Origin of the sequence: Pseudomonas sp. EL_65y_Pfl2_R96, from assembly GCF_963970905.1 — a bacterium.
GTDB lineage: Bacteria > Pseudomonadota > Gammaproteobacteria > Pseudomonadales > Pseudomonadaceae > Aquipseudomonas.
Genome location: NZ_CAXAQH010000011.1, coordinates 33367 through 55508 on the forward strand (window position 1 = coordinate 33367; position 22142 = coordinate 55508).

19 protein-coding genes are annotated in these 22142 nt (G+C 59.7%); 12 read left to right on the forward strand and 7 right to left on the reverse strand.

Annotated elements, in window-relative coordinates; all coding sequences use genetic code 11:
• Positions 1-224 precede the first annotated feature (224 nt).
• Together xthA and AACY49_RS13640 are read left to right on the forward strand one after the other, a co-directional pair.
• On the forward strand, positions 225-1037 hold the full coding sequence (gene xthA / locus AACY49_RS13635) for an exodeoxyribonuclease III (RefSeq protein WP_339524397.1): 813 nt from the start codon (positions 225-227) through the stop codon (positions 1035-1037).
• A 152-nt stretch (positions 1038-1189) separates the two neighbouring features.
• Positions 1190-2530 carry a phosphate ABC transporter substrate-binding/OmpA family protein gene (locus AACY49_RS13640; protein ID WP_339524398.1) on the forward strand — a complete coding sequence of 447 codons (1341 nt, stop codon included), beginning with the start codon at positions 1190-1192 and terminating at the stop codon, positions 2528-2530.
• A 113-nt stretch (positions 2531-2643) separates the two neighbouring features.
• Here AACY49_RS13640 and AACY49_RS13645 read toward each other — a convergent pair whose 3' ends face one another.
• Positions 2644-3873 (reverse strand): acyl-CoA dehydrogenase, encoded by a 1230-nt coding sequence (locus tag AACY49_RS13645; RefSeq protein WP_339524399.1) that lies wholly within the window; start codon positions 3871-3873, stop codon positions 2644-2646.
• Positions 3874-4078: 205 nt separating this feature from the next.
• On the opposite strand from AACY49_RS13645, the gene AACY49_RS13650 reads away from it, so the two are divergent.
• The 3 genes from AACY49_RS13650 (at position 4079) to AACY49_RS13660 (ending at position 6662) form a co-directional block, all read left to right on the forward strand.
• Positions 4079-5008: a LysR family transcriptional regulator gene (locus AACY49_RS13650; RefSeq protein ID WP_223489839.1), complete on the forward strand. Its 930-nt coding sequence runs from the start codon at positions 4079-4081 to the stop codon at positions 5006-5008.
• 206 nt (positions 5009-5214) lie between these two features.
• Positions 5215-5616: a MerR family transcriptional regulator gene (locus AACY49_RS13655; RefSeq protein ID WP_339524400.1), complete on the forward strand. Its 402-nt coding sequence runs from the start codon at positions 5215-5217 to the stop codon at positions 5614-5616.
• Positions 5617-5762: 146 nt separating this feature from the next.
• Positions 5763-6662 carry a hydroxymethylglutaryl-CoA lyase gene (locus AACY49_RS13660; RefSeq protein ID WP_258699994.1) on the forward strand — a complete coding sequence of 300 codons (900 nt, stop codon included), beginning with the start codon at positions 5763-5765 and terminating at the stop codon, positions 6660-6662.
• Between the two features lie 679 nt (positions 6663-7341).
• On the opposite strand, the gene AACY49_RS13670 is transcribed toward AACY49_RS13660, so the two are convergent.
• Positions 7342-9039: an AMP-binding protein gene (locus AACY49_RS13670; protein WP_339524401.1), complete on the reverse strand. Its 1698-nt coding sequence runs from the start codon at positions 9037-9039 to the stop codon at positions 7342-7344.
• A 328-nt stretch (positions 9040-9367) separates the two neighbouring features.
• Here AACY49_RS13670 and AACY49_RS13675 point away from each other — a divergent pair, with 328 nt between their 5' ends.
• Genes AACY49_RS13675 through AACY49_RS13690 form a run of 4 tightly spaced genes read left to right on the forward strand, consistent with a single transcriptional unit; the run spans position 9368 to position 14935 of the window.
• Positions 9368-10531, forward strand: a complete 1164-nt coding sequence (locus AACY49_RS13675; protein WP_223489832.1) for an isovaleryl-CoA dehydrogenase — start codon at positions 9368-9370, stop codon at positions 10529-10531.
• Positions 10532-10543: 12 nt separating this feature from the next.
• Positions 10544-12151 carry a carboxyl transferase domain-containing protein gene (locus AACY49_RS13680; protein ID WP_339524402.1) on the forward strand — a complete coding sequence of 536 codons (1608 nt, stop codon included), beginning with the start codon at positions 10544-10546 and terminating at the stop codon, positions 12149-12151.
• Positions 12152-12164: 13 nt separating this feature from the next.
• Entirely contained in the window at positions 12165-12980 is an 816-nt protein-coding gene (locus tag AACY49_RS13685; RefSeq protein WP_258699990.1) for a gamma-carboxygeranoyl-CoA hydratase, read from the forward strand.
• A complete protein-coding gene (locus AACY49_RS13690; RefSeq protein WP_339524403.1) occupies positions 12980-14935 on the forward strand; it encodes an acetyl/propionyl/methylcrotonyl-CoA carboxylase subunit alpha in 1956 nt (651 codons plus the stop codon). Before AACY49_RS13685 ends, AACY49_RS13690 begins: the two co-directional genes overlap by 1 nt.
• A 39-nt stretch (positions 14936-14974) precedes the next feature.
• Here AACY49_RS13690 and AACY49_RS13695 read toward each other — a convergent pair whose 3' ends face one another.
• Positions 14975-15640, reverse strand: a complete 666-nt coding sequence (locus AACY49_RS13695) for a LexA family protein (RefSeq protein ID WP_258699988.1) — start codon at positions 15638-15640, stop codon at positions 14975-14977.
• A gap of 129 nt (positions 15641-15769) precedes the next feature.
• Here AACY49_RS13695 and AACY49_RS13700 point away from each other — a divergent pair, with 129 nt between their 5' ends.
• Complete coding sequence (locus AACY49_RS13700; RefSeq protein WP_339524405.1) at positions 15770-16111, forward strand: DUF6124 family protein; 342 nt, start codon at positions 15770-15772, stop codon at positions 16109-16111.
• Positions 16112-16591: 480 nt separating this feature from the next.
• Positions 16592-17743: a M14 family metallopeptidase gene (locus tag AACY49_RS13705; protein ID WP_339524407.1), complete on the forward strand. Its 1152-nt coding sequence runs from the start codon at positions 16592-16594 to the stop codon at positions 17741-17743.
• Positions 17744-17806: 63 nt separating this feature from the next.
• Here AACY49_RS13705 and AACY49_RS13710 read toward each other — a convergent pair whose 3' ends face one another.
• On the reverse strand, positions 17807-18253 hold the full coding sequence (locus tag AACY49_RS13710) for a winged helix-turn-helix transcriptional regulator (protein ID WP_339524409.1): 447 nt from the start codon (positions 18251-18253) through the stop codon (positions 17807-17809).
• A 96-nt stretch (positions 18254-18349) separates the two neighbouring features.
• On the opposite strand from AACY49_RS13710, the gene AACY49_RS13715 reads away from it, so the two are divergent.
• Positions 18350-19549 carry an MFS transporter gene (locus AACY49_RS13715; protein ID WP_258699984.1) on the forward strand — a complete coding sequence of 400 codons (1200 nt, stop codon included), beginning with the start codon at positions 18350-18352 and terminating at the stop codon, positions 19547-19549.
• 23 nt (positions 19550-19572) lie between these two features.
• On the opposite strand, the gene AACY49_RS13720 is transcribed toward AACY49_RS13715, so the two are convergent.
• The 3 genes from AACY49_RS13720 to AACY49_RS13730 all read right to left on the reverse strand — a co-directional run bounded on the left by AACY49_RS13720 (position 19573) and on the right by AACY49_RS13730 (position 22097).
• Entirely contained in the window at positions 19573-20121 is a 549-nt protein-coding gene (locus tag AACY49_RS13720; RefSeq protein WP_258699983.1) for a cytochrome b, read from the reverse strand.
• Positions 20118-21209 carry a catalase family peroxidase gene (locus AACY49_RS13725; protein ID WP_339524412.1) on the reverse strand — a complete coding sequence of 364 codons (1092 nt, stop codon included), beginning with the start codon at positions 21207-21209 and terminating at the stop codon, positions 20118-20120. Before AACY49_RS13725 ends, AACY49_RS13720 begins: the two co-directional genes overlap by 4 nt.
• Before the next feature lie 123 nt (positions 21210-21332).
• Entirely contained in the window at positions 21333-22097 is a 765-nt protein-coding gene (locus AACY49_RS13730; protein ID WP_339524545.1) for an enoyl-CoA hydratase-related protein, read from the reverse strand.
• Positions 22098-22142 lie beyond the last annotated feature (45 nt).

Here is a 22142-nt window from a genome sequence, read left to right on the forward strand (position 1 = left end):
TTCATCGACTGGGCTGACGCCTTCGCGGGCAAGCCTCGCTCCCACAGTGTCCGTGTCGTACACAAAATCTGTGAACACCACCGAAACTGTGGGAGCGGGCTTGCCCGCGAAGAGGCCCTATATGCCAACACAAAGCTGACGGGGGAAAGCGAATCGCCTCACCCCAAGGCTGGCCCCATTCCTACATGTCAGCTAGCATCGCACTTTTGCCAGGACTGCCGACCATGAAGATCGTCTCCTTCAACATCAACGGGCTGCGCGCTCGCCCGCATCAGCTGGCGGCGCTGATTGAAAAGCATCAACCGGACGTGATCGGGTTGCAGGAAACCAAGGTCCACGACGACCAATTCCCCCTGGACGAGGTTCAGGCGCTGGGTTATCACGTGTATTTCCACGGGCAAAAGGGTCATTACGGCGTGGCCCTGCTCTCGCGCCAGGAGCCGATTGCGCTGCACAAAGGTTTCGTCACTGACGAAGAAGACGCTCAGCGGCGCTTCATCTGGGGCACGTTCGCCGACACCAATGGCCTGCCGGTGACCATCATGAACGGCTATTTCCCACAGGGCGAAAGCCGCGATCACCCTACCAAGTTCCCGGCCAAGGAACGTTTCTACGGTGATTTGCAGCAGTTGCTGGAAAGCCAGTTCAGCAACGACCAACCCATTGTGGTGATGGGCGATGTGAACATTTCCCCGGAAGACTGCGACATCGGCATCGGCCCGGACAATATGAAACGCTGGCTGAAAACCGGCAAATGCAGCTTCCTGCCCGAAGAGCGCGAATGGATGGCCCGCCTGAAGAACTGGGGGCTGGTGGACAGTTTCCGTCACCTGAACCCGGACGTTGCCGACCGTTTCAGCTGGTTCGACTACCGCAGCCGCGGTTTCGAGGATGAGCCCAAGCGCGGGCTGCGGATTGACCTGATCATGGCGTCCCATGGATTGTTGCCACGGGTTAAAGACGCGGGCGTGGATTATGAACTGCGCGGGATGGAAAAGCCCTCCGATCACGCGCCGATCTGGCTTGAGTTGAGCTAAGAGCAAAAGATTGCAGCCTTCGGCAGCTCCTACATGGGTTCGGCGTACATCCGGTAGGAGCTGCCGAAGGCTGCGATCTTTTGATCTGTCATCGTTCAGAAACCTTACTGACTTATTCTCCCGGCACTTTCTTTGGCTTATAAGGTGCCGGCATGACCCTGCGCGTGTTGTTCCTGTTACTGCTCGGCGCCGTGCTGCCGCTGACGGTGTCGGCTGGCGATTTGCCGACGCCCGAACGTGGCCCGGTGCTGCGCATCCAGGGTTCCAACACCATCGGCGCGGCATTGGGCCCGGCGCTGGTCGAGGGGTTGATGCGTGAACAGGGCTTGCTGAAGGTTCACCGCGAAGCCCCGGACAAGGCCAACGAACAACGCATCGTCGGCGAAACCGCTCAGGGCCGCCGAGTCGAGGTGGAGGTCGCGGCCCACGGCTCCAGCACCGGGTTCAAAGCCCTGAAAAACGCCTCTGCCGATCTCGCGGCCTCATCGCGCCCGATCAAGGACAGCGAACGGGTGGATCTCGAACCATTGGGCGACCTGAAAAGCCCGGCTGCCGAGCAAGTCATCGCCATCGATGGGCTGGCCATCATCCTTCATCCGCACAATCCGCTGAAGCAACTCGACACCGAGCAACTGGCGCGAATCTTCAGCGGCGAAGCGAAAACCTGGGAAGAACTCGGCGGCACCGGTGGGACGATTCATCTCTATGCGCGGGATGACCAATCAGGCACCTACGACACGTTCAAGGAGCTGGTCCTCAGTCCACATGGGAAAATGCTGAGCGGTAACGCGAAACGCTTCGAATCCAGCGAGCAATTGTCCGACGCGGTCAGTCTGGACCCGCAAGCCATCGGCTTCATCGGTTTGCCTTATGTGCGCCAGGCCAAGGCCGTGGCCATTGTCGATGGCGACTCCCAGGCCATGTTGCCGCTCAATAGCCTGATCGCGACGGAAGATTACCCGCTGTCCCGTCGGCTGTTCTTTTACCTACCACCGAATGGGAAAAATCCCTGGGCCAAGGCCTTGGTGACGTTTGCCCAAAGCAGCAAAGGCCAGGCGATCGTCGCGGCCAATGGCTTTATCGCGCAGACCGTTCAGGCCATGGCGGTCACACCGAATGCGCTGATGCCCGAGGGTTATCAGGCACTCAGTCGCCATGCCCAGCGTCTGACGGTGAATTTTCGTTTCGAAGAAGGCAGCGCAACGCTGGACAACAAGGCCCGACAGGACCTGTCGCGGGTGCTCGACTATATAAAGCAGCACGACAAAACCAATCGGCAGGTGACGCTGGTAGGGTTTGGCGACGCCAAGAGCGACCCCGCGCGGGCCGATCTGCTGTCGAAACTGCGGGCCATGGCGGTGCGACGAGAACTGGTGAAAAACGGCGTGGTGTTTCGCGAGATTCGCGGTTTCGGCGCCGAGATGCCGGTGGCGGCCAACAGCGGGGATGAGGGGCGAATCAAGAATCGGCGGGTTGAGGTTTGGGTGTATTGAGTCTGATGCTGATGGGTTGAATGGGCCGACGCCATCGCGGGCAAGCCTCGCTCCTGCAGGTAACCACCAATCCTGTGGGAGCGGGCTTGCCCGCGAAGAACGATGACACGGTGTTACTGCCCGCTGCGCATCATCTCTTTCGGCACATACTTGCCGATCTCGAACTTGCCGATCGCCGCACGGTGCACTTCGTCCGGGCCGTCGGCCAGGCGCAGGGTGCGTTGCATGGCATACATGTAGGCCAGCGGGAAATCGTTGGAAACCCCTGCCCCGCCATGTATCTGGATCGCCCGGTCGATCACCCGCAATGCCACGTTCGGCGCGACGACTTTGATCTGTGCGATTTCGCTTTTCGCCACCTTGTTGCCGACGGTGTCCATCATGTACGCCGCTTTCAATGTCAGTAGTCGTGCCATGTCGATCTCCATCCGCGAGTCGGCGATTTTGTCGATGTTACCGCCCAGCCGCGCCAGGGGTTTGCCGAATGCGGTGCGGTTGACCGCACGTTTGCACATCAACTCCAGCGCACGCTCGGCCATGCCGATCGAACGCATGCAGTGGTGAATCCGGCCCGGGCCAAGGCGACCCTGAGCGATTTCGAAGCCGCGCCCTTCACCCAACAGGACGTTTTCGTACGGCACCCGGACGTTTTCGAACAGCACTTCGGCGTGGCCGTGAGGCGCGTCGTCGTAACCGAACACTGGCAGCGGGCGCACAATTTTCACACCTGGGGTGTCCACCGGCACCAGAATCATCGAGTGCTGCGCATGGCGCGGTGCATCCGGATTGCTCAGGCCCATGAAGATCAGGATCTTGCAGCGCGGATCGCAGGCACCTGAGGTCCACCATTTGTTGCCGTTGATCACCCATTCGTCACCATCACGCACGGCGCGGGCGGCCATGTTGGTGGCATCAGACGAGGCCACGTCCGGTTCGGTCATGGCGAACGCCGAGCGGATCTCGCCGCGCAACAGTGGTTCGAGCCAGCGTTGCTTCTGTTCTTCGCTGGCGTAACGCACCAGCACTTCCATGTTGCCGGTGTCTGGCGCCGAGCAGTTGAACGGCTCAGGACCCAGCAATGAGCGGCCCATGATTTCCGCCAATGGCGCGTATTCGAGGTTGGTCAGGCCGGCACCGCGTTCGGACTCAGGCAGAAACAGATTCCACAGGCCTTCGGCCCTGGCCTTGAGTTTGAGTTCTTCCATGATTGCCGTTGGCTGCCAGCGATCGCCCTCGGCGACCTGGCGTTCGAACACCGCTTCGGCGGGGTAAACGTAGGTGTCCATGAACGCAGTCACGCGCTCACGCAGTTCCTGGACCTTGGGCGAATAAGCGAAATCCATGGCAGCTCTACCTTTTTATCAGGGGTTCAGAGGAGTTGTTCAGGTCATGCAATCGATGCTAGAACAGCGTTGATAATTTACCTAACCTATTCTCGGCGTGTATTAACATTCATCACCGATATATGATCGGCTGATTGCCAAGGCCCTCGGGTCCGATCAAAACGCCGCTAAAAACAGATGCCCCTATAAAAAAAGAGTGCAGCGCATGAATCTGAGCAAGGTCGACCTCAACCTTTTCATCGTCTTCGACGCGATCTACACCGAAGCCAACCTGACTCGCGCCGGGCAGATTGTCGGCATTACTCAACCGGCAGTCTCGAACGCTCTGGCTCGCCTGCGCGAGACCTTCAACGATCCGCTTTTCGTGCGCACCGCCCAAGGCATGGTGCCGACGCCAATGGCGCAGAACATCATTGGCCCCGTGCGCAACGCCCTTTCCTTGCTGCGGGTGTCGGTGCAGGAAAGCCGCATCTTCAACCCGTTGCAGGCGGTCAAGACCTACCGCATCAGCATGACCGACCTCACCGAGGCGGTGATCCTGCCGCCGCTGTTCCAGCGCCTGCGGCGCCTGGCGCCGACGGTGATCATCGAAAGCTTCCTGTCCAAACGTCGCGAAACCACCAAGGAACTGGCGGCCGGGCGTCTCGATTTCGCGGTGGATGCGCCGCTCAACACCGACCCGCAGGTGCGTCACGTCAAGTTGATGGAGGACCGTTATGTGTGCGCCATGCGCAAGGGCCATCCGCTGGCGGGCAAAGAAAAATTCACTCTCGACGATTACCTGTCCCTGACCCACATCCATATTTCCAGCCGCCGCAGTGGCCTGGGTTATGTCGACCTGGCCCTGGGCAAAATGGGCATCCAGCGCAAGATCGCCCTGCGCTCCCAGCATTACCTGATGGCGTCCCAGGTGTTGCAACAGACCGACATGGTCATGACCGTGCCGGAACGCTTCGCCCGTCGCCATGACTTGTACTCGGTGAACCTGCCGGTCAATGATGTGCCGCCGGTGGAAACCCACCTCTACTGGCACGAAAGCACTGACCAGGACCCGGCCAACCGCTGGATGCGCGAACAGATGATCGAGTTGTGCCAGCAGGTCACGGCCCATGAGAAGAAGCTGGATAAGGTGTAGGGCTTTAGACCACAGCGCCCTCATCGCGAGCAGGCTCGCTCCCACAGGGAATCGCTGTTTCACACAAATGTTGTGTTCACCGTAGATCTATTGTGGGAGCGAGCCTGCTCGCGAAGAGGCCCGCAAGCACACTGAGAATCCATAGCCCTTGACGTAAACGTCAACCTACCATTAGCTTAGCGCCATGACCTTTTTCGAGCGCTTCCATGAGCAGCCAGACCTATAGCATTTCCGACCTCGCCCGCGAGCTCGACGTCACCACCCGGGCCATTCGCTTCTATGAAGAGCAGGGCCTGCTCAGCCCCGAGCGTCGCGGCCAGGAACGCATTTATTCGCCCCGTGACAAGGTCAGCCTGAAGCTGATCCTGCGGGGCAAGCGCATTGGTTTTTCCCTGGCCGAATGCCGCGAGCTGATCGAACTTTATGACCCCTCCAGCGGTAACACCAAGCAACTGCACAGTATGCTGGCGAAAATTGCCGAGCGTCGGGACCAACTCGAACAGCAACTGCTGGACATCGAACAGATGAAACTGGAACTCGACACGGCCGAAGAGCGCTGTACCCAGGCGCTGGAGCAAACGATCAAGAGCCAGGAATCGGTCCAGTAGATCTATACAATTCCCTGTGGGAGCGGGCTTGCCCGCGATGAGGGCATGACATTCAACATTGATGCTGACTGACCCACTGCCATCGCGGGCAAGCCCGCTCCCACAGGGTTTTCTCAGCATTCAGACAATCACAACAGGTCGATTCCATGTCCCTACCCACCCACGTACGCCTGGTCGAAGTCGGCCCCCGCGACGGTCTGCAAAACGAAGCCCAGCCCATCAGCGTTGCGGACAAGGTGCAACTGGTCGACGCGCTGACCGCCGCCGGCCTCGGCTATATAGAAGTCGGCAGTTTCGTCTCGCCCAAATGGGTGCCGCAAATGGCCGGTTCCGCCGAGGTCTTCGCGCAAATCCAGCGCAAGCCGGGCGTGACCTATGGCGCCCTCGCCCCCAACCTTCGGGGCTTTGAAGACGCCGTTGCGGCCGGGGTCAAGGAAGTCGCCGTGTTCGCCGCAGCGTCCGAAGCGTTTTCCCAGCGCAACATCAACTGCTCGATCAGCGAGAGCCTGGAGCGTTTCGTGCCGATCATGGACGCCGCCAAACAACACGGCGTCAGCGTGCGCGGTTATGTGTCTTGTGTGCTGGGCTGCCCTTACGAGGGTGATGTCGCGCCTGCGCAAGTTGCCCGGGTCGCTCGCGAGCTCTATGCCATGGGTTGCTACGAAGTTTCGCTGGGAGACACCATCGGCACCGGCACTGCCGGCGCAACCCGCAAGATGTTCGAAGTGGTGTCGGCCGACGTGCCACGGGACAAACTGGCCGGGCACTTTCACGACACCTATGGCCAGGCCATGGCCAACATCTACGCCAGCCTGCTGGAAGGCATCGCGGTGTTCGACAGCTCGGTCGCCGGCCTCGGCGGCTGCCCGTATGCCAAGGGCGCCAGCGGTAACGTCGCGACCGAAGACGTGGTTTACCTGCTCAACGGCCTGGGCATCGAGACCGGCATCGATCTGGACGCCTTGATTCGGGCCGGCCAGCAGATTTGCGCGGTGCTGGGGCGCCCTACCGGTTCGCGCGTGGCCAAGGCCCGCAGCGCACAGTGACAACGTGGATGTATCCGGGTGTTACCGCGTGTTCTGGCTCGTGGGGTGGAAACGAGTAACACGGAAACAAATTGTCAGGTTTGGCACGGATGAAAAAATCCAACAAAAATTCAATCCATTGATTTTAAAAGGATTTTTAAAGTTGGCACGGCTTCTGCTATCTCTATGGCATAACAAGAATAAAAAGCTGCAAACCAATAAAAATAAGACGTAACGACTCTGACATAACAAGAACAACACGGCAGAGACGCAGCTAACAGATTTTTTTGGAGAAGATGTGCTTTTCAGGGTGCTTTTCGGAGTAACCCGCAACCGGGCAGAGAACAATAAAACTACCGTCAGGTAGCTCCCGAACTGGTTGGATCGCTTGGCGAAAAAGTAGATCAGCGCTCAAAAAAATACGTTTGCTCTTGATCCCGGATGGGGATCGACAAAAACAGCGGTAAAGGGCCACGGTTGCCAAAAACAACAACAGACCGCCCCTCAATAATAAAAAAAGAGCACGTAACGACAAAATTAAAGGGGAGCTTCGGCTCCCCTTTGTGCTTTCTCGTGTTTGCCATTTCCACTGCGCCCCCTGTGGGAGCGAGCCTGCTCGCGATAGCGGTGGTTCAGTCGACATCTATATTGGATGCGCTGCCGTCATCGCGAGCAAGCTCGCTCCCACAAGGAGTTGTGGTCAGACGGGATGACCTCGCAGCTCCTCGATGCTGATCTCGCGCATCCGGAATTTCTGGATCTTGCCGGTCACGGTCATCGGAAATTCCTCCACGAACTTGAAGTAACGCGGCGTCTTGAAGTGCGCAATGCGCTCTTTGCACCAGGCTTGCAGTTCCTGCTCGGTAGCGCTGTGGCCGGGGTGGAATTTGATCCAGGCAACGATCTCTTCGCCGTACCGGGAACAAGGAATGCCGATCACCTGCACGTCGGCTACCGCCGGGTGGGTGAAGAAGAACTCTTCCAGCTCCCTTGGGTAAATATTCTCACCGCCGCGGATGATCATGTCCTTGTTACGTCCGGCGATGCACACATAACCTCCATCGTTCATGCTCGCCAAATCGCCGGTGTGCATCCAGCCCGCCTCATCGATAGCCTCAGCGGTGCCTTGCGGGTTATTCCAGTAGCCGAGCATCACGCTGTAGCCCCGAGTGCACAGCTCGCCGATGGTGCCTCGGGGCACCGGGTTGCCTGCCTCGTCGATGATCTTGCTCTCCAGTTGCGGCTGGGTGCGGCCGACGGTGGTGACGCGCAATTCCAGCTCGTCTGACGGACCGGTCTGCAAAGACACGGGGCTGGTTTCCGTCATGCCGTAGGCAATCTGCACTTCACTCATGTGCATTTCGCTGATAGCCCGGCGCATCACCTCGATCGGGCACGTTGCCCCGGCCATGATCCCGGTGCGCAGGCTCGACAAATCAAACTCGGCGCGTTTGGGCTGATCGAGCATGGCGATGAACATGGTGGGTACGCCGTAGAGTACGGTGGCTTTTTCTTCGGCGACCGTGGCCAGGGTCTGCAGCGGATCGAAGGCATCGTTGGGGTAAATCATGGTGCTGCCGTGGGTGACGCAGCCGAGGTTGCCCATGACCATGCCGAAGCAGTGATACAGCGGCACCGGCATCACCAGCCGATCACGGGCAGTCAGCCCGAGGCTTTCGCCGACCATGTAACCGTTGTTGAGAATGTTGTAGTGACTGAGGGTCGCGCCCTTGGGGAAACCGGTGGTGCCGGAGGTGTACTGGATGTTTACCGCCTGATCGAAATGCAGGCTGTCCTGGCGTTCGTGCAATTGCTTGACCGACACGCTGGCCGCCAGATCGGCCAATTGCGACCATGGCAGGAAACCCGAGGGTGGCTGCGCATCCAGGCTGATGACCCCACGCAGTTCCGGCAGGCGTTCGCTCTGCAAGCGACCGATGGATTGTTCCGCCAATTCCGGTACCAATCCTTGCAGCATGCCGTGGTAGTCGGAGGTCTTGAAGGCCCCGGCACAGACCAGCCATTGGCAACCGGATTGCTTCAACACGTATTCGAGTTCGGAACTGCGGTAAGCCGGGTTGATGTTGACCAGGATCACGCCGATTTTCGCGCTGGCAAACTGGCTGATGCACCACTGGGCACAGTTCGGTGCCCAGATGCCGAGCCGGTCACCGGTTTGCAAGCCCAGCGCCAAAAATGCTCTGGCATGCAAGTCGACGGCCTCTGACAGCTGCTGCCAGGTGTAGCGCAGCTGTTGATGGCGCACGACCAGCGCCTCCCCGGTCGGATATTGCGCGACCGTGTTATCGAACGCCTGACCGATGGTCATCGCCAGCAAGGCTTTGTCCTGGGAACCACGGGTATAGCTGCGCTGCGGGCTTGCACTGGGTTGATCCATGACGACCCCTATTGTCTTTATTGTAGGAGCGTGGCTTGTGTGGCGAGGGAGCTTGCTCCCGCTCGGCTGCGCAACAGTCGTTATCAGCCAATCAGGTGCTGTCTGATGCACCTTATTTACCGATTTGCGACCGCTTCGCGCTCGAACGGGAGCAAGCTCCCTCGCCACAGAGTGCGACGCTGGTCTTTCAGAACTGGCTCTACTCTCGCTCAAGTTGACGTTAACGTAAAGGGTGATTGACAGCCATTCATCACAGGCTTACGTTAACGTAAAGGTGAGAGCCGAATCACTGCCCTCCCCACCCTACAAAAAAGCCAAAAGGTGCCCCATGAGCTACCCCTCCCTGAACTTTGCCCTCGGTGAAACCATCGACATGCTGCGCGATCAGGTTCAGTCCTTCGTCGCCAAAGAGATCGCCCCGCGCGCCGCTCAGATCGACATCGACAACCTGTTCCCGGCCGACTTGTGGCGTAAATTCGGCGACATGGGCCTGCTGGGCATTACCGTGCCGGAAGAGTATGGCGGTGCTGGCCTGGGTTATCTGGCGCACGTGGTGGCGATGGAAGAAATCAGTCGCGGTTCGGCCTCGGTCGCCCTGTCCTACGGCGCCCACTCCAACCTCTGCGTCAACCAGATCAACCGCAACGGCACTCACGAACAGAAAAGCAAATACCTGCCGAAGCTGATCAGCGGCGAGCACATCGGCGCCCTGGCCATGAGCGAGCCGAACGCCGGTTCCGACGTGGTTTCGATGAAGCTGCGCGCCGACAAACGCGGCGACCATTACGTGCTCAACGGCAGCAAGACCTGGATCACCAACGGCCCTGACGCCAACACCTACGTGATCTACGCCAAGACCGACCTGGAAAAAGGCCCGCACGGCATCACCGCGTTCATCGTCGAGCGTGACTGGAAAGGCTTCAGCCGCAGCAACAAGTTCGACAAGCTCGGCATGCGTGGCTCGAACACCTGCGAGCTGTTTTTCGATGACGTCGAAGTGCCGGAAGAAAACATTCTCGGTGTGCTCAACGGCGGCGTGAAAGTGCTGATGAGCGGCCTCGATTACGAACGCGTTGTCCTGTCTGGCGGCCCGACAGGGATCATGCAGGCTTGCATGGACCTGATCGTTCCGTACATCCACGACCGCAAACAGTTCGGCCAGAGCATCGGCGAGTTCCAGCTGATCCAGGGCAAAGTCGCCGACATGTACACCCAACTCAACGCCAGCCGCGCCTACCTCTACGCGGTGGCCCAGGCCTGCGAGCGCGGCGAAACCGCCCGCAAGGACGCCGCCGGAGTCATCCTCTACAGCGCCGAATGCGCGACCCGAATGGCCCTCGACGCGATCCAGATCCTCGGTGGCAACGGCTACATCAACGAATTCCCGGCCGGTCGTCTGCTGCGTGACGCCAAGCTGTATGAAATCGGTGCCGGCACCAGTGAGATTCGTCGCATGCTCATCGGTCGCGAACTGTTCAACGAAACCCGCTAAACGGAGCTGTCCATGGCTATCCTGCATACCCAGCTCAACCCCCGTTCGGCGGAGTTCGCGGCCAACAGCGCGGCGATGCTCAAACAGGTCGACGCCCTGCACACCCTGCTCGCGCAAGTGCAGCAAGGTGGTGGCCCGAAGGCTCAAGAACGCCACACCTCGCGGGGTAAGTTGTTGCCCCGGGAGCGGATCAATCGTCTGCTCGATCCCGGCTCGCCGTTTCTCGAGATCAGCCAACTGGCGGCCTACGCGGTGTACGGCGAAGACGTTCCCGCCGCTGGCGTAATTGCCGGTATTGGCCGGGTGGAAGGCGTCGAATGCATGATCGTCGCCAACGATGCCACCGTGAAAGGTGGCTCGTACTACCCGCTGACCGTGAAAAAACACCTGCGCGCGCAGACCATCGCCCAGCAAAATCGCCTGCCCTGCATTTATCTGGTGGACTCCGGCGGTGCCAACCTGCCGCGTCAGGATGAAGTGTTCCCGGACCGCGAACACTTCGGGCGGATCTTCTTCAACCAGGCCAACATGAGTGCCATGGGCATCCCGCAAATCGCGGTGGTCATGGGTTCCTGCACCGCCGGTGGCGCTTACGTACCGGCGATGGCCGATGAAGCGATCATGGTTCGTCAGCAGGCAACGATCTTCCTCGCCGGCCCACCGCTGGTGAAAGCCGCGACCGGTGAAGTGGTCAGCGCCGAAGACCTCGGCGGGGCCGATGTGCACTGCAAGATTTCCGGGGTCGCCGACCATTATGCCGAGAGCGATGAACACGCCCTGGCATTGGCCCGGCGCAGCGTCGCCAACCTCAATTGGCGCAAGCTCGGTGAACTCCAGCAACGTACGCCGATCGCGCCGCTGTACAGCAGCGATGAGTTGTATGGCGTGGTGTCGGCGGATGCCAAGCAACCCTTCGACGTGCGCGAAGTGATCGCGCGCCTGGTGGACGGCTCGGTGTTCGATGAGTTCAAGGCATTGTTCGGCACGACATTGGTGTGCGGTTTTGCCCATCTGCACGGTTACCCGATCGCGATCCTCGCCAATAACGGCATTCTTTTCGCCGAAGCCGCGCAGAAAGGCGCGCACTTTATCGAACTGGCCTGCCAACGCGGCATCCCATTGCTGTTCCTGCAAAACATCACCGGTTTCATGGTCGGCCAGAAATACGAGGCCGGCGGCATCGCCAAGCACGGCGCGAAACTGGTGACCGCCGTGGCCTGCGCCAAAGTACCGAAATTCACCGTGATCATCGGCGGCAGCTTCGGCGCCGGTAACTATGGCATGTGCGGTCGGGCCTATGATCCACGCTTCCTGTGGATGTGGCCGAACGCGCGGATCGGCGTGATGGGTGCCGAACAGGCGGCGGGTGTGCTGGTGCAGGTCAAGCGTGAGCAGGCCGAGCGTAGCGGACATCCGTTCAGCGCCGAGCAGGAAGCCGAGATCAAGCAACCGATCCTCGATCAGTACGAAGAACAGGGTCACCCCTACTACTCCAGCGCCCGGCTGTGGGACGACGGCGTCATCGACCCGGCGCAGACCCGCGACGTGTTGGCGCTGGCCTTGTCGGCGTCGCTGAACGCGCCAATCGAACCGAGCCGCTTCGGCGTGTTCCGGATGTGATCTGGAGAAAACCATGAGCGACTTCAACACCCTCGAACTGCTGAGCGATCCAAGGGGTTTTGCGACCTTGTGGCTCAGCCGTGAAGAAAAGAACAACGCCTTCAACGCCGAAATGATCCGCGAACTGATCCTCGCGCTGGACAAAGTGTCGAGCGATGCCAGCCTGCGTTTCCTGCTGATCCGTGGACGCGGCAAGCACTTCAGCGCTGGCGCCGATCTGGCCTGGATGCAGCAATCGGCCGAACTCGATTACCACACCAACCTCGACGACGCCCGGGAACTGGCGGAGTTGATGTACAACCTCGCCAAGCTGAAAATCCCGACCGTGGCGGTGGTGCAAGGCGCGGCCTATGGCGGCGCGCTGGGCCTGATCAGTTGCTGTGACATGGCCATCGGTGCCGACGACGCGCAATTCTGCCTGTCGGAAGTGCGCATCGGCCTGGCGCCGGCGGTCATCAGCCCGTTCGTGGTGCAGGCGATCGGCGAGCGTGCGGCACGGCGCTATGCCTTGACCGCCGAACGATTCGGCGGGCAACGGGCGCGGGAAATCGGCTTGTTGTCGGAGAGCTACCCGATGGCTGAACTGGAGCAGAAAGTCGATCAGTGGATCGACAACCTGCTGCTCAACAGTCCGGCGGCCATGCGCGCCAGCAAGGATTTGCTGCGCGAAGTCGGCAGCGGCGCGTTGACCCCGGCGCTGCGGCGCTACACCGAGAACGCCATCGCCCGAATCCGCGTCAGCCCCGAGGGTCAGGAAGGATTGCGCGCATTCCTGCAAAAACGCTCGCCCACCTGGCAAGCCGAAACCACCCTCAAGGAGCCGCGTTGATGAGCGCACCAGTCCTCACCACCCTGCTGGTGGCCAACCGCGGCGAAATCGCTTGCCGGGTGATGCGCACCGCCAAGGCCCTGGGCCTGACCACCGTGGCCGTGCACAGCGCTACCGACCGTGACGCCCGGCACAGCCGAGAAGCGGATATCCGCGTGGATCTGGGCGGCAGCAAAGCCGCCGACAGTTACCTGCAAATCGACAAACTGATCGCCGCCGCGAAAGCCAGCGGCGCTCAGGCGATTCATCCCGGTTATGGTTTTCTCTCGGAGAACGCCGGGTTCGCCCGCGCGATCGAAGCGGCCGGTCTGATCTTCCTCGGCCCGCCCGCCTCGGCCATTGACGCCATGGGCAGCAAGTCCGCGGCCAAAGCCTTGATGGAAACGGCCGGTGTGCCGCTGGTGCCCGGCTATCACGGCGAGGCTCAGGACCTGGACACCTTCCGCGACGCCTGCGAACGCATCGGTTATCCGGTGCTGCTCAAGGCCACGGCGGGCGGCGGCGGCAAAGGCATGAAAGTGGTCGAGGATGTCAGCCAACTGGCCGAAGCCCTGGCCTCGGCGCAACGTGAAGCACAGTCGTCGTTCGGCGACTCGCGGATGTTGGTGGAGAAATACCTGCTCAAGCCGCGTCACGTGGAAATCCAGGTATTCGCCGACCAGCATGGCAATTGCTTGTACCTCAACGAACGTGATTGCTCGATTCAGCGGCGGCATCAGAAAGTCGTCGAAGAAGCGCCCGCTCCAGGCCTGAGCCCGGAATTGCGTCGGGCCATGGGCGAAGCCGCCGTGCGTTCGGCGCAGGCCATCGGTTACGTCGGTGCCGGCACCGTGGAGTTTTTGCTGGATGCACGCGGTGAGTTCTTCTTCATGGAGATGAACACGCGCCTGCAAGTCGAACACCCGGTTACCGAAGCCATCACCGGCCTTGATCTGGTGGCCTGGCAAATTCGCGTGGCCCGTGGTGAAGCGCTGCCGATGACCCAGGATCAGGTGCCACTGAACGGCCATGCGATCGAAGTGCGGCTGTACGCCGAAGACCCAGGCAACGACTTTCTGCCGGCCACCGGGCGTCTGGCGTTGTACCGCGAATCCGCTGAAGGGCCGGGGCGTCGCGTGGACAGTGGCGTCGAAGAAGGCGACGAGATTTCGCCGTTCTACGACCCGATGCTCGGCAAGCTGATTGCCTGGGGCGAAGACCGTGAACAGGCCCGGCTGCGTTTGTTGAGCATGCTCGATGAGTTTGCCATTGGCGGGCTGAAGACCAACATCAACTTCCTGCACCGGATCATCGGCCACCCGGCGTTCGCCGCAGCCGAACTGGATACCGGGTTCATTCCGCGTTATCAGGAACAGCTACTGCCAGAACCTTCACAGCTGAGTGATGAGTTCTGGCAAGCGGCGGCCCAGGCGTTTGCGCAAAGCCAGCCGACTGTTTCGCGCACCGATGATCCGAGCTCGCCTTGGGCCATCAACAACGGTTTGCGTGCCGGACTACCGACCGAAATCACCCTGCATTTGAGTTGCGAAGAACAAGACCGGGCGCTGACTCTGGGCGATGCCGACGCTCATACAGCACAGCTCAAGGGTGAATACCTGCTGACCGAACACAACGGCTTGCGCCGTCAGCACCGGGCCATCCGTCGTGGCGATACGCTGTATCTGCAATGGGACGGTGAGCTGCGTCGCATCGAGTCATATGACCCGATCGGCGCCGTCGAAGCCAGCCACAGCCATCAGGGCGGGCTCACCGCGCCGATGAACGGCAGCATCGTGCGAGTGCTGGTGGAGGCCGGGCAAACGGTCGAAGCCGGGGCGCAACTGGTGGTGCTGGAAGCGATGAAGATGGAGCACAGCATTCGCGCGCCCCATGCCGGGGTGATCAAGGCGCTGTATTGCCAGGAAGGCGAAATGGTCAGCGAAGGCAGTGCGTTGGTGGCGTTGGAACACGTGTGAAATGAAGATCGGTCCTACGCGTTGCGAGGACCGATCTGATTAGAATTTGGCAGTCGCCTGAACCACCACGCCGATGATTCGGCACTCTTCGGTGTAAAGGGCTTTCGGATACGTCGGATTGAGCGGGACCAGATAACGCTGCCCGCCCTCTTCGATCAGTTTGCGAAAGACCGCCTCGGCGCTTCCGGGCCATTGGGCGATCACCAGTTTGCCAGGCTCCGGCACGATAGCCGGGTCGACCAGAATCAGCATGCCCTCGGCAATGCTCGCACCCGAGGGTGCCGTCATCGCATCGCCGACCACCACCAGCCAGAACGCCGCGCCCTGTGCGTGGTAGTCGGACAGCTCGAAACGTGGCTTGCTGACTGCCGTTGAAGCGCCGTACGTCGATAGCTCTCCGTCGCGCACCTCTGCGGTTTCCCGCCAGTCACTGACCGGGTAGCGAAAGTACGGGTTGTACTTTTGCGTCAGAGGGATCCCCTCATCCTGTGAGATCTGCGGCTCCCTGATCACCATCGCGACTTCCAGATAGTCCATGCCCAGCGCCCGCAAGACACGGTTCATCTCCTCGAGGCCGGGCTGACGACGTTTATTGAGCCAGTGGCCGACGCCACCCTGGGACATCCCTATGCGCTCGGCGAGTATTTCCTGAGTGACTTTGAGTTCACTCATTTTGGCCTTGACCAATTCAATCCATTTATCCATGTGCGGCACGATACGGGGGGTACTCCGACCAACAAAACACAAATTGTAGTATTTAAATTCAAGACACAAATACAGTACGTACTAAGCTGGGCTCACGGATTTGAATCTATCACGGAGCTTGCCATCATCATGACCATCCCCAGCAATACCCTGCCCGACATGCAAATCGACACCAGCCTCACCTCGCCAAAAGGCTCTGCCGCCGCGCAACGGGCACTGGACTATTACTTGAAACCAGCTGTGTCAGAAGTGACCCACGAAGAACGCTTCTTTGATGTGAACCGTAGCATCAGTTGCGAAGAGGCGCTGGTCCATGCTTCGGATCTGTTGCGGTGTGCCGCCGCCACCGCGAATGAATCAGCCAACCAGCTGCAGGGCGCAAGCCGGGATCTGGCGTTTTCTACGGTGCATATGATCGACATGGCCAAGGCGATGCTCGACCGATCCCTGGAGGGCGATCGGAACGATTGAGGCGGGAGCGCTTTGGAGGGGACAGGAAAAACTTTCCAATCGAGCAGGTAAAAAAATTTGACTTGCAAATGATAATGATTATTATTGCATCGGCTGATCGCGAGATCAGTCGATGGACCAAGAGACCTTAGGTCGGTCTCCTGGACTATCTCCTCATCAGGCTAATCACGGTTTTTGACCCGGCTTTTTGCCGGGTCTTTTTTTTGCCAGTTAGTCTGGCTTTGGCTTCAGGCTAATGAAGTCTGTGGGTGCTGCAAATTCGATTGGCGCGGATGATATCAAAACAATATCTGTTAGCAAGAGACGCCCGGCAGCATTGGGCCAAACTAATGAAAATAGCACTTGAGAATCAATCGCGCAGTCTCTAAGCTGCATCGGCGTCAAGGAGGACGCCCCCCTTTCAACCCCGCAATTTCCCCCGGTTTCTCCCTCCCTTGCGTGTAAAGTAGCAGCCATAAAAATCATATTCAGGAACCGACTATGGCCGTGGCTAAATCTTCTTTCGACATCAGCGCAAACTTCGACAGCGGCAACATTGAAGTGCTGGACATCAGCAATCCTCTGCAAGCGCTGCTGGCCATCAGGCCAGACACCCGCAGCCAGCATTTCCAGTGGTTCCACTTCAAGGCCAGCGGTCTGCACGTCGGTCAGGAGCATTGGTTTCGTCTGAACAACGCCAGTAAATCCTCGTATAACAAGGCTTGGGATGGCTATCAGGCGGTGGCATCCTACGACCACGTCAACTGGTTCCGCGTGCCGACCATCTTCGAAGGCGACTGCCTGCGTTTCAGCCTGGAAGCCACCGCCACCCACGCCTGGTTCGCCTATTTCGAACCCTACAGCCGTGGCCGTCACGATTGGCTGATCGAGCAGGCACTGTCCAAGGCCGGCACCGAACTGCTGGCCACCGGCAAGAGCGTTGAAGGTCGCGACATCCAGCTATTACGCAAAGGCACTGGCGCCGAAGGCCAGCGCAAGGTCTGGATCATCGCCCAGCAACACCCCGGCGAACACATGGCCGAGTGGTTCATGGAAGGCGTGATCGAGCGTCTGGAAAAACACGACGACCCGGTTCTGAAGAAACTCCTGGCCAGCGCCGACCTGTACCTGGTGCCGCACATGAACCCGGACGGTGCCTTCCACGGTCATTTGCGTACTAACGCCATGGGCCAGGACCTGAACCGTGCCTGGCAGAGCGCCAGCCAGGAAATCAGCCCGGAAGTGCTGTTCGTTCAGCAACAGATGGAAAAGTATGGCGTCGACCTGTTCCTCGACATCCATGGCGATGAAGAAATCCCCTACGTGTTCACCGCCGGCTGTGAAGGCAACCCTGGCTATACACCGCGGATCGAAAAACTCGAAGAGCGCTTCCGCAGCCATCTGAAGCACCTGACCAAAGACTTCCAGACCAAACACGGCTACACCCGCGACGAGCCCGGTAAAGCCAACATGACTCTGGCCTGTAACAGTGTCGGTCAGAAGTTCGACTGCCTGTCGTTGACCCTGGAAATGCCCTTCAAAGATAACAACGACGCGCCAAATGCGCTGACTGGCTGGTCGGGTAAGCGATCGAAGCAGTTGGGCAAGGATGTGCTGACGACCATTGCCGACATGGTCGATGCTCTGCGTTGATTATTTGAATATCGAAGATCGCAGCCTTCAGCAGTTCCAACAAGGCTGCGATTTTTTGATGTTTTACTCAGCCGGGATCCGCACACAATCCTGGGGCCCCAGCAACCGCCCATCCTCGGCGCGCAATTCCAGCGACCGCACCGGTCGACCGTTCTCACGATCGACCACCCGCGAATGCGCCTCCCCCGTCTCATAGAAAAACGCCTCGCCCCACTGCCGCAACCCGATGATCAACGGGAACAGACCCTTGCCCTTCTCCGTCAGCACGTACTCCTGATACGCACTGCCGTCCGACGCCGGCACCAGATCGAAAATCCCGTGGGCCACCAATGTGCGCAGGCGCGCCGAGAGAATGTTCTTGGCCATGCCCAGATTGCGCTGGAACTCACCAAATCGCCGCAGACCATCGAACGCATCGCGCACGATCAATAGCGACCACCAATCCCCTATCGCGTCCAGTGAACGGGCGACCGGGCACTCGGCGCCTTCCATGCTTGTACGTTTAACCATAACCGCGTCCGCCGACAACCAATGTGGTTGCAATATAAAACCAGACTCTCTACCGTACAACTGGTTTTATTTTGAAACCACACAAGGAAACCCATGATGAAACCTGATCATCCGTTAAGCGGCGCCGTAGTGCTGCTATTTGCCGTGGCCTGCGGCTTAGCCGTCGGCAATGTGTATTACGCACAACCGCTGCTCGATGCCATGGCTGAGGCCTTCGCCATGGACCCGGCAACCATCGGCATCGTCGTCACCCTCACCCAGATCGGCTATGGCGTGGGCCTGTTGTTGCTGGTCCCTCTGGGGGATCTGCTCAACCGTCGCCGATTAATCGTCCTGCAAACCCTGCTGTCGGCACTGGCCTTGTTGATGATCGCGTTAGCACCGAACAGCGCTTGGTTGCTGCTCGGCATGGCGCTGACCGGGTTGCTGGCGGTGGTGACGCAAGTTCTGGTGGCCTACGCCGCGACCCTGGCCATCCCGGCGCAACGTGGACGTGTGGTGGGGGTTATCACCAGCGGCATCGTCGTCGGTATTCTGTTGGCACGAACGGTGGCAGGCGGCATGGCTGATCTGGCCGGTTGGCGCTCGATCTATCTGTTGTCCGCCGGATTAACCCTGGTGATGGCGTTGCTGTTGTTTCGCGTGCTGCCCAAGCACGAAGATCCGCGACCGGATAGCGCTTACGGTGCATTGATCGGCTCGGTTTTCACGTTGTTCAAGGAAGAACCGGTGTTGCGTCAACGGGCTATGCTCGCCCTGTTGACCTTCGCCAGCGCCATGGTGCTGTGGACCCCTCTGGTATTACCGCTGAGCGCCCCACCGCTTTCACTGTCCCACACCGAAATCGGATTGTTTGGCCTGGCCGGGGCCGCCGGCGCACTGGCCGCCGCCCGAGCCGGGCACTTAGCCGATCGCGGGCTGGGTCAATGGACCAGCGGACTGTCGTTGTTGCTGATGCTCGCCTCATGGCTGCCCATCGCCCTCACTCAATCGTCGCTGTGGGCGTTATTGCTGGGGGTCATTACGCTGGACTTGGGGCTGCAAGCCGTTCATGTCACCAGTCAGAGCATGATCTACAACGTGCGCCCCGAAGCGCAAAGCCGACTCACCGCCGGCTATATGCTGTTCTATTCGATCGGCAGCGCCTTGGGCTCGATCGGTTCGACGGCGATGTATGCCTTGGGCGGCTGGATCGCGGTGTGCTGGCTGGGTGCAGGTATCAACGCCGTGGCGTTGATCTATTGGTGGTTGACGTTGGCCCCGAAGGACCAACCTGTGGAAGCAGCTTCACGCTGACCTGTAGCAGCTGCCGCAGGCTGCTACAAATCGCGCTCCCTGCCTCGCAACATGCTGTCCAGCACGTCATCGCGGCGCACCCAACCGTGAAACAACGCCGCCGCCAGGTGCAGCAGCACGGTCAGAAACAGCAGATACGCCAAATACCCATGCGCCTTGCGCAGAAACGCAAACACTTGCGCATTGGCCGGCAGGATCGACGGCAACTGCAACGAACGACTGAGCATTACCGGATCGCCAGCCGCCGAAATCATCGCCCAGCCCAGCAGCGGCAAAATCAGCATCAAGGCGTACAGCAAAACATGCGAGGCCTTCGCCGCCAGCACCTGCCAACCCGGCAAGTCCGCCGGCAGCGATGGTTGCCGGGTCGAAAAACGCACGGCCAGGCGCACGACCACCAACAGCAGAATCGCAATGCCCAAAGGCTTGTGCAGATGGATCAGCCATTCATGACGCTCGGACACCGAGGCCACCATGCCCGCGCCGATAAACAGCATCGCAATGATCATCAGCGCCATCAGCCAGTGCAGAAGCCGCGCCAAGGGCGCGAAATGGTTCGGTTGAGCGCTCATTGACGAGACTCCTGTTTGGCGGCGGGCAACTGGCTGACTTCGCTGGTGCGGCGCAGGTAGGAACTGGCGTACCCCGCTGAACGAGCGGCGAGCAGCGGGTCGTCGGAGCCTTCGATACCGCTGGGCAATACCAGTGGGTCGTAGTTGATGTCACGGCACTCGCCATTGAGTTGCGGTTGGGTGCTTTCGAGCACCAAGGTGCCGGCGTTCAGCACTTTTCGGCCGTCGGGCCAGGCCTTGCTCGCGTCGTTGACCGGGTCCCCGGGGTTCGCCAGGGTAATGTTCAACTGCCAACGCAATGGTCCGGCGGACAAGCGCTGAACCAAATCTTTTTCGAGGAAGTCAGCGCCCTCCGCTGCCGTCGCACCCGCCGCGTCCTGAGCCACTGGTGTCATGCTCCAGCGCACCGCTTGCCGCTGACCGGCTGCGTTCACCAGGTAAAACGCGTTGACGCTGTTATAAGTCTGCGTCGCATAACTGGCAGAAGGTTTGGCGGTTTTGATCCAGGCAAGGAACGGCGCGGCTTCCGGGTGAGAACCGAAGAACGCCGGAACAGCCGCAGGGTTCGGTTTGCCGGTCGCAGGGTCCGGCGCCTGCGCTTGTTGCAACTGATAGAACGCCTCGGGCGTGCCCACCGGGAACACCGGCATGCTGTTCATCCCGGTGCGCCACTGCTGACCGTTGGCCTGGGTGAAACGCAACGCCAGGCTGCGGATCGGCACACTGTTGTCTGGTGCGTAAGGGTTGCCGGCAGGCAGTGCGAAACGCCCGACCACCGGGGTCCGCGCTTCACTGAACACTTGGGCGCTGGAGTACTCGCGCGCCTGGCCGCTGCTCTCGAAATGCCCGATCACGCACACCCCTTTGGCGTGGTTACGACGGAACCCCGGGTGCACACCGTTGTTTTTCTCCAACACATTGATCAACGCTTTCGGCGTCAGACGCTGTGGGTCGAGTGTGCCGTTGACGTAGGCAAAAGCCCCGACCAGCGCAGCGACCACCACGGCAATACCGGTCAGGCGCAACGTCAGGCTCGCGGTGCTCAGGGGCGGCCGAGACGGCCCTGTTGTAGATGAGCGATCAACCATGAAAGTCTCCAGGGCCGTGGGCCACAGGGGAAAAGAGCTATGAGACGAACGTCACGTAGGATTATTCCCCCTGAACTGTAGTTTCTTTCAAAGCACCGCTAGCGACGAATCCTCAAGGTTGGGTCAAACCGGGTTGAAACACGGCTCACGCTTCTCCAAAAAAGCCTGCATGCCTTCCTTTTGCCCCCCCGTGGCAAACAAACCATGAAACACTCTTCGCTCGAAAAGAAGGCCATCGCGCAATCCTGACTCCAGTGCACGGTCCACTGCTTCTCGCGCAGCCAGTGTGGCTGTCTTGGCGAAACCGGCAATTATCTGCGCCGCGGCCAAGGATTGTTCCAGCAGATCGCTGGCAGAAATCACACGCGATACCAACCCTGCTCGCTCAGCCTCCTCAGCCGACATCGAGCGTCCGGTCAGAATCATATCCATGGCCTTCGACTTGCCTACCAGCCGTGTCAGACGCTGGGTTCCTCCCATACCAGGCATCACCCCCAACCTGATCTCCGGTTGGCCAAAGCGGGCGGTATCCGCAGCAAAGATCAGATCGCACATCATCGCCAACTCACAACCGCCACCGTACGCATAACCGGCAACAGCGGCCAGTTTGGGCGTACGTAACGCAGCAAAGGCCTCCCACTCAGCAAAATAGTCTTCGTGGACCATGTCCAGATAAGACTTTTCGTACATTTCCTTGATATCGGCGCCAGCCGCAAAAAAATCCGCCGTCCCGGTGATCACGAAACAGCCGACCCCGGGGTCGCGGTCCAGCTGTTGCAATGTGTCCAGCAGTTCGCGCATCAGGGCCGAGCTCAAAGCATTCCTGGCTTGGGGGCGATTGAGACGAATCAATACAACTCGATCATGACGTTCGATCAGTGTGTGCATGGTGACCTCATTGAATACCTGTGAAAGGTTTGACTGAAAAATGCT